The 7,729-nt window shown below is 43.5% G+C and carries 1 protein-coding gene; it reads right to left on the bottom strand.

Translation table 11 applies throughout. The features are described from left to right. The coding region (locus DV63_RS13900) for a DNA-directed RNA polymerase subunit beta/beta' (protein WP_020982429.1) at positions 1–7,507 on the bottom strand (7,507 nt) is incomplete at its 3' end. Positions 7,508–7,729 lie beyond the last annotated feature (222 nt).

The raw sequence follows: 7,729 nt of genomic DNA, 5'->3' as shown, positions 1-7,729 counted from the left end.
CCCTACCATTATCGTCAGCTATCACCGCAAACAAGCCTTTTTCGCTCACAATATCGCCCTTTTTGATCCCATGGGTGCGCTCTAAATGATTGGCCTCTAACACATAGTATTTGATTGCGCCTTTTTCTTTGGCATACACATCTTGCGCAATAGGGTCATTATCCTTGACTAGCAATTCGCTCGCATAAGGGATGCGATTAGGCACATTCCAGCCCTCTTGGATAATATCAGCGATACTCCCCCCCTTATGCACCTGATGCCCACTAGCATAAGGCAAATACACTTTCCCCTCAATCTTACCGCCAACGCCGGCCAATTCGCTTGGCTTGACAATATCGCTTCTTCTTAAAACAAATTTAGCTTCTTGCTCGCCATTTTTCACGCTCACAACGACTTCTTCATAGACCGTTTCAATGCGTAATTCCCCATCAAAAGGCGCTTTAATCTTAGGCTCTACCACTAAAATAGAAGCGTTACGGCGGTTAGCGATAATGTTTTTACCCTCCCTATTCGTGTAAGTCCTAAGGTTGTAGAAACGCACAAAACCTTCTTTGCTCGCTACAATTTCGCGCTCATCCTGACTCCTGCTCGCTGTTCCGCCCACATGGAAAGTCCTTAAAGTGAGCTGCGTTCCAGGCTCCCCGATAGATTGCGCGGCTACCACGCCCACCGCTTCACCCGGATAACTCATCTTGCCTTCGCCTAAATTCAAGCCGTAGCATTTCGCGCACACACCCTTTGGCGCTTTACAAGTTACTGGGGTGCGGATCGTAATGGATTTAATCCCGGCTTCAACCACCTTTTTAGCGCCCTCTTCATCAATCAAAGTGTCCGCATAAAGCAAGATTTCATTCGTAATGGGATCGATCACATCTTCTAATAAAACGCGCCCAAAAATACGCTCTTCTAAAGGTTCAATCAGCTCACTCCCCACCGCAATATCCGTGATTTCAATCCCTTCATGCGTGCCGCAATCATCAGACACCACCTTGACATTTTGCGAAACATCAATGAGCTTTCTTGTCAAATACCCCGCATTGGCTGTTTTTAATGCTGTATCCGCTAATCCCTTTCTGGCACCATGCGTGGAATTGAAGTATTCTAAGACATTCAACCCCTCTTTAAAGTTAGAAATAATGGGCGTTTCAATGATACTGCCGTCCGGCTTTGTCATAAGACCCCTCATCGCTGAAAGCTGACGGATTTGTGCCGCGCTCCCCCTTGCACCGCTATCTGCCATCATATAAATAGAGTTAAAGCCCTCTTTATCTTGCGCGATAGCGGTCATCATTTCTTTACTCATTTTGTCATTGACTTCAGTCCAAGTGTCAATGATCTTATTGTAACGCTCTTGGTCAGTGAGCAGCCCTTGATCGTATTGTTGCTGGATTTTTTTAACTTCTACTTTGGCTTTCTCCACCATTTTTTGCTTGTCTTTTGGCGTGATAATATCTTCCATAGAGATAGAAATACCCGCCTTAGTCGCATACCTAAAACCAAGCGTTTTTAAATTATCCAAAAAGGTTGCAGTAATGCCGATACCACCGACTTTATGCACATAATCCACAAGCACGCCAATATCTTTTTTCTTCATGGGTCTGTTCCACAAATCCGTAGGGATAAAATCAGGCAAAATGGATTTAATGATCATGCGCCCCGCGCTCGTAGCGATAATATTCCCTTGATCCAAAACCCTAATCTTTGCGTGGATGTCTAATTCTTTCGTGTCAATAGCGGTGATGATTTCATTCACGCTAGAAAAAAGTTTATGCTCGCCCTTGACCCCGCTCTTTTCTAAAGAAAGATAATAAAGCCCTAAAACCATGTCCTGGCTAGGAATGGCTACGGCTTTACCGCTAGCGGGCAAAAGGATATTCATAGAGCTTAACATTAGCACCTTGCATTCAGCGATCGCTTCCTGGCTCAAAGGCACATGCACCGCCATTTGGTCCCCGTCAAAATCGGCGTTGAACGCTGAACACACTAACGGGTGCAATTGGATCGCTTTTCCGTCAATCAGCTTTGGATGGAACGCTTGAATGGATTGCTTGTGCAAGGTAGGAGCGCGGTTGAGTAACACCGGATACCCCTCTGTGATTTCTTGCAAGCACTCCCACACTTCATTGCTTTTTTGTTCAATCATGCGTTTAGCTTGTTTGAGCGTGGTGGCATAGCCTCTCTCTTCAAGCTTGGATAACAAGTGCGGTTTGAAGAGTTCTAACGCCATGTTCTTAGGCAACCCGCATTCGTCCATTTTAAGATTAGGCCCAACCACAATCACGCTTCTGCCTGAAAAATCCACGCGCTTACCTAAAAGGTTTTGCCTGAAACGCCCTTGCTTGCCTTTAATGATCTCGCTGAGCGATTTTAAAGGGCGTTTGTTAGCCCCTTTAACCGCATTGGTGCTGCGGCCGTTATCAAAAAGCACATCCACGGCTTCTTGCAGCATCCTTTTTTCATTGCGCACAATGATTTCTGGCGCCCCAAGCTCCATTAGGCGTTTCAAGCGTTGGTTACGATTGATGACACGACGATACAATTCATTCACATCGCTGACCGCAAACTTCCCGCCATCTAGCGCGACTAAAGGCCTTAAATCCGGTGGCAATACCGGTAAAACCGTGAGCATCATCCACTCAGGCCTGTTACCAGAATTTAAAAAGCTTTCTACCACTTTCAAACGCTTAATGAGTTTTTTCTTTTTCGCATCGGAATTGGTGTCTTTCACTTCTTCTTTCAAACTCTGCAACAAGGTGATCAAATCAATTTCTTCTAACAAATCCTTGATCGCTTCACCGCCCATTTGCGCCACAAATCCCCTGTCTTCGTATCTTCGTGAGATATTTTGATACTGCTCTTCATTCAAAATATCGTATTTCATCACAAGCTTAGCGCCTTCATTGTCATAAGCGGCTTCGCCTGGCTCTTTAACGATATAAGCCTCATAATACAACACGCGCTCTAAGTCTTTCATCTTAACGCCCAAAAGCGTGCCGATACGGCTAGGCAAGGAATTGACATACCAAATATGCGCTACAGGAGTGGCCAATTCAATATGCCCCATTCTAAAACGCCTGACTTTGGAGTGCGTGATTGCCACGCCGCATTTTTCGCATGTGCCAATGTCTTTGAAGCGAGGCTTTTTGTATTTACCGCACAAGCATTCATAATCTTTAGTGGGGCCAAAGATTTTCATGCAAAACAAGCCGTCTCGTTCAGGTTTTAGGGTGCGGTAATTGATCGTTTCTGGCTTTTTAACTTCCCCATAACTCCAAGAATGGATTTTTTCAGGGCTGGCTAGAGTGAGCTGGAAAGAGCTAAAGTCTTTAGGCCTGTCATCTTCTTTAATGACAATGGGTTTAGGCGCTCCATCCTCATCCACATCGTCCCCAAAAATATTAATATCCAAAGCGAGCGATTGCAATTCTTTAGTCAAAACATAGAAAGTCTCAGGGATTTCACTCTCGCCCACTTGCTCACCTTTAGCGATAGCCCTATAAGCGTTCTCTCTGCCTCTAATGTCATCGGATTTAATGGTAAGCATTTCTTTTAGAGTGTGCGCTGCGCCATAAGCTTCTAGCGCCCACACTTCCATTTCCCCAAACCTTTGACCCCCAAAGAGCGCTTTACCCCCAACAGGCTGGTGCGTTACTAAGCTATAAGGGCCTGTGCTTCTGGCATGGACTTTTTCATCCACTAAGTGGTGGAGTTTGATCATATACATGTAGCCCACATTCACGCACTCTCTCATTTTCTCGCCTGTGCGCCCGTCATACAGATCCATTTTACCATCCATAGCGATCTTAGCTAATTCAAATAGCTTATAAAATTTTTCTTGCGAGATGCCTTCAAACACAGGGATAGCCATCTTAACGCCCTTGCTCCAATCTTTTGCGTATTCCAAAAGCTCTTCATCAGAACAACTCTCAAGTGCATGGATTGTCAAGGGGTCTTTTTCATTAATGGCGTTAGCGATTTCTAGCATTTTAGCGCGCAATTCTTTGGCAAAATCTTTGGTTTTATCTTTTAGCATGCTAGCGATTTGCTTCCCAAATTCTTTCCCCACTAAGCCTAAATGCATTTCTAAAATCTGCCCGATGTTCATGCGGCTTGGCACGCCTAAAGGGTTTAAGACAATATCTACAGGCTCGCCATCAGCGGTATAAGGCATATCCGCAACCGGCACGATATTAGACACAATCCCTTTATTCCCATGCCTTCCTGCCATTTTATCGCCCACTTTAAGCTTTCGTTTTGTAGCGATATAGAGCTTGACTTTTTTGATCACGCCATTAGGCAAAATATCATCTTTTTCTAAAATAGAAAGCTTTTCTTCATGCTCTTCGCCCAAAACTTTCTTTTGCTCTAAGAAATTGTTTTTAGTGATTTCATAGTGGTTTTGCACTTCTTTGGAATATTTTTTCACCAAACTGGCCAAAGTGAAGCGGTTGATGGAAGCGATTTCTTCTTTAGGGATTTGATCGCCTTCTTTATAATCCTTGCCGTTATGGCTGAAAGGCTCTTCTAAAATCGCTTGAGAAAGGAGCGAGCTGACGCGCAACAATTCTTCTCTATTGAGCATGGTCAAGCGGTCAAAATGCTCCATATCAAGCTTGGCTTTTTCTTCTTCATACGCGCTCAAAACCCGCGCGTCTTTCTCACAGTCTTTTTTAGTGAAGACTTTCACATCAATCACCGTGCCTTCCAAACTGGGGGGGCAATACAAACTCTTATTGACCACATGCCCAGCTTTATCCCCAAAAATAGCCCTTAAAAGCCGCTCTTCAGGCGTGCTTTTAATCTCGCCTTTAGGAGAAGTCTTACCCACTAAAATCATGCCAGCGCTCACATAAGTGCCCACTTTAACGATCCCGCTTTCATCAAGATGAGCGAGCGCTTCTTCTTTCACATCAGGAATGTCAGCGGTAAATTCTTCCACGCCATGCTTAAGCTCCCTAGCATCCACTTCTTTTTCATAAATGTGGGTGGAAGTGAAAATATCATCTTTAGTGATGCGCTCACTCACCACGATCGCGTCTTCAAAGTTATAGCCATTCCAAGGCATGAACGCCACGCGCACATTTTTCCCTAACGCCAACTCGCCTCTATCCATGCTAGGGCCATCAGCGATGATTTGCCCGGCTTCCACTTTATCGCCTACTTTAACGATAGGGACTTGATTGAAACTGGTGTTTTGGTTGGTGCGCAAGTTTTTTTGCAAAGAATACGCATCAATATAGGCTTCTTCTTTGCCTTCGCCTAAAATATAAATATTTTTAGAATCAATTTTTTCTACAACGCCTGCGCGATTGGCTTTGATCGCTCCCCAAGAATCCCTAGCGATAATTTTTTCAATCCCTGTGCCTACAATGGGAGCGTCGCTTTTTAATAACGGCACCGCTTGGCGCTGCATGTTAGTCCCCATTAAGGCGCGGTTGGCGTCATCATGCTCTAAGAAAGGAATGAGCGATGCGGCTACCCCTACTAGCATGCTAGAGCTTAAATCCATTAAGGTTACTTTGCTTTTTTCGTTTAAAACGATCTCGCCTTCCACGCGCGTTTCAATCAAATCGCCTAAAATATTACCCTCTTCATCAATGGGGGTGCTTGCGGGAGCGATGATGTGGCTGTCTTCTTGAATAGCGGTCAAATAAATCGTCTCGCCCACGACCTTGCCATCCACAACCTTTTTATAAGGGGCTTCAATAAAGCCTAAATCATTCACTCTTGTGAAAGTGGAAAGGGTGTTGATCAGACCGATATTTTGACCTTCTGGAGTCTCAATGGGGCAAATTCGGCCATAATGCGTGGGGTGCACATCTCTAGCTTCAAACCCTACCCTGTCTTTCACCAACCCCCCTTCACCGAGTGCTGAAAGGCGGCGTTTGTGCGTAACCTCACTCAAGGGGTTCGTTTGATCCATAAATTGCGAGAGCTGACCGCCCATGAAAAATTCCATGATGGTGCTTGTGATCATTTTAGAATTGACCAAGTCATGGGGCATGAGCGAATCAAAAGCCCCACTCATGGTAGTGAGCTTGTCTTTAATGGTTTTTTGCATTTTCACTAAGCCTGAATGCAATTCATTAGCCAATAATTCCCCTACCGCTCTGATCCTACGATTGCCCAAGTGATCCCTATCATCAATCTTGCCCTGATTGTTTTTGATCTTCATGAGGTATTTAACGGTGGTGATAATATCTTCATGCGTTAAAGTCGTGATGTAATCAGGCACATGCAAGCCTAACTTGTGATTCATTTTCATGCGGCCCACCATGGTCAAATCATAGCGTTCTGGATCAAAGAAAAGTTTTTTGACAAACTGCTTAGCCACTTCAGTCGTAACGGGATCGCCTGGTTTCATAACCTTATGGATACGAATCGCCGCCAGAGCGTTTTCATCATCAATTTTTTCAGTTTGCTTGAGTAATTTCAAAGACTCAGAATCGGCTGAAAAAGAATGGATAATGGAAGCGTCATGCCCTAAGGCTAGATCGTTGATGATCACAAATTCTTGCACGCCTAAATCGTGGATTTTTTCCAATTTGTTTTTATCTAGCTGAGTGAGCATGTCCAATAAGACTTCTTTCCCCACCATAACAGGCTCAGCTAAATGGCGATTGAGTAAAATATCCATAGGGTATTCCACCCATTCTAAATGGTTTTCTTTAAGCTCTTTAATCTTTCTTGAAGTGAGCTTTTTTCCTGCTAAAAGAATGATCTTGCCTTGCGGATCTTTCAAGTCAAATTCCATTCTTTGATTGGCGTCTAATGAAGCAAACGGGATCAAATATTTATCGTTTTCATAACGCACTTTAACAAGCGGGTAGAACATTTTGATAATATCTTGTTTTTGATAATCCATCGCCCTGAATAAAATAGTAACAGGCACTTTACGGCGTTTATTGATACGAGCGTATAAAACATCTTTAGAATCGTATTCAAAATACAGCCACGAACCCCTATCAGGGATGATTTGCCCTGTGTAAATGAGCTTGTTTAAAGAAGTGCTAGACTCTTCTTCTTTGAAAATCACACCGGGGCTTCTGTGGAGTTGATTGACCACCACACGCTCCACCCCATTGATAATAAATGAAGTGCGTTCTGTCATCAAAGGGATCTCACGAATGAAAATGCTTTGTTCTTTAATATCCTTGATGCCGTTCTTTTCACCACTCTTGGTATCTTTTTCCCACAAGATCAAGCACACTTTAATTTTGAGCGGGATAGAGTAGGTAATGCCCCTCTCCATCGCTTCTCTAACGGTGTATTTAGACTTGCCAAATTCGCAACCCGCGTATTCTAAAGTGATGCGGTTATGCTCATCTTGGATAGGGAAAATGGATTTAAAAACCTTTTCAATCCCGCTCTCTTTGCCATCTTTGGAATACAAGAAAGAATCATAGCTGTCTCGTTGTAATAATAATAAATTAGGGACTTCTAAATCTGTTGGGGTTTTTGTAAAATCAGCTCTCAAGCGGTTTTTTAGGGGAATTTTTTTTGACATATTTCAAGCCTTTGATCAAAAATTTTGAGTTATTTAATGCATTAATTCAAGTAAGCATTGCAAAAGGATCTTTAAACTTTAGAACCATCCATGATAAAAACACCAAAAACCCACCTGCAATACTAACCACTTTAGGCCACACGCTCACAAACAAAATCATGGAGCAAAATCATCTGCCGCACTAGATCAGAGAAAGGCACAAAGGCCTTTCTGTTTTTAAGT

This window comes from Helicobacter pylori FD535 (assembly GCF_000296015.2).
Lineage (GTDB): Bacteria > Campylobacterota > Campylobacteria > Campylobacterales > Helicobacteraceae > Helicobacter > Helicobacter pylori_CT.
This window is presented reverse-complemented; position numbering and strand designations above follow the sequence as displayed.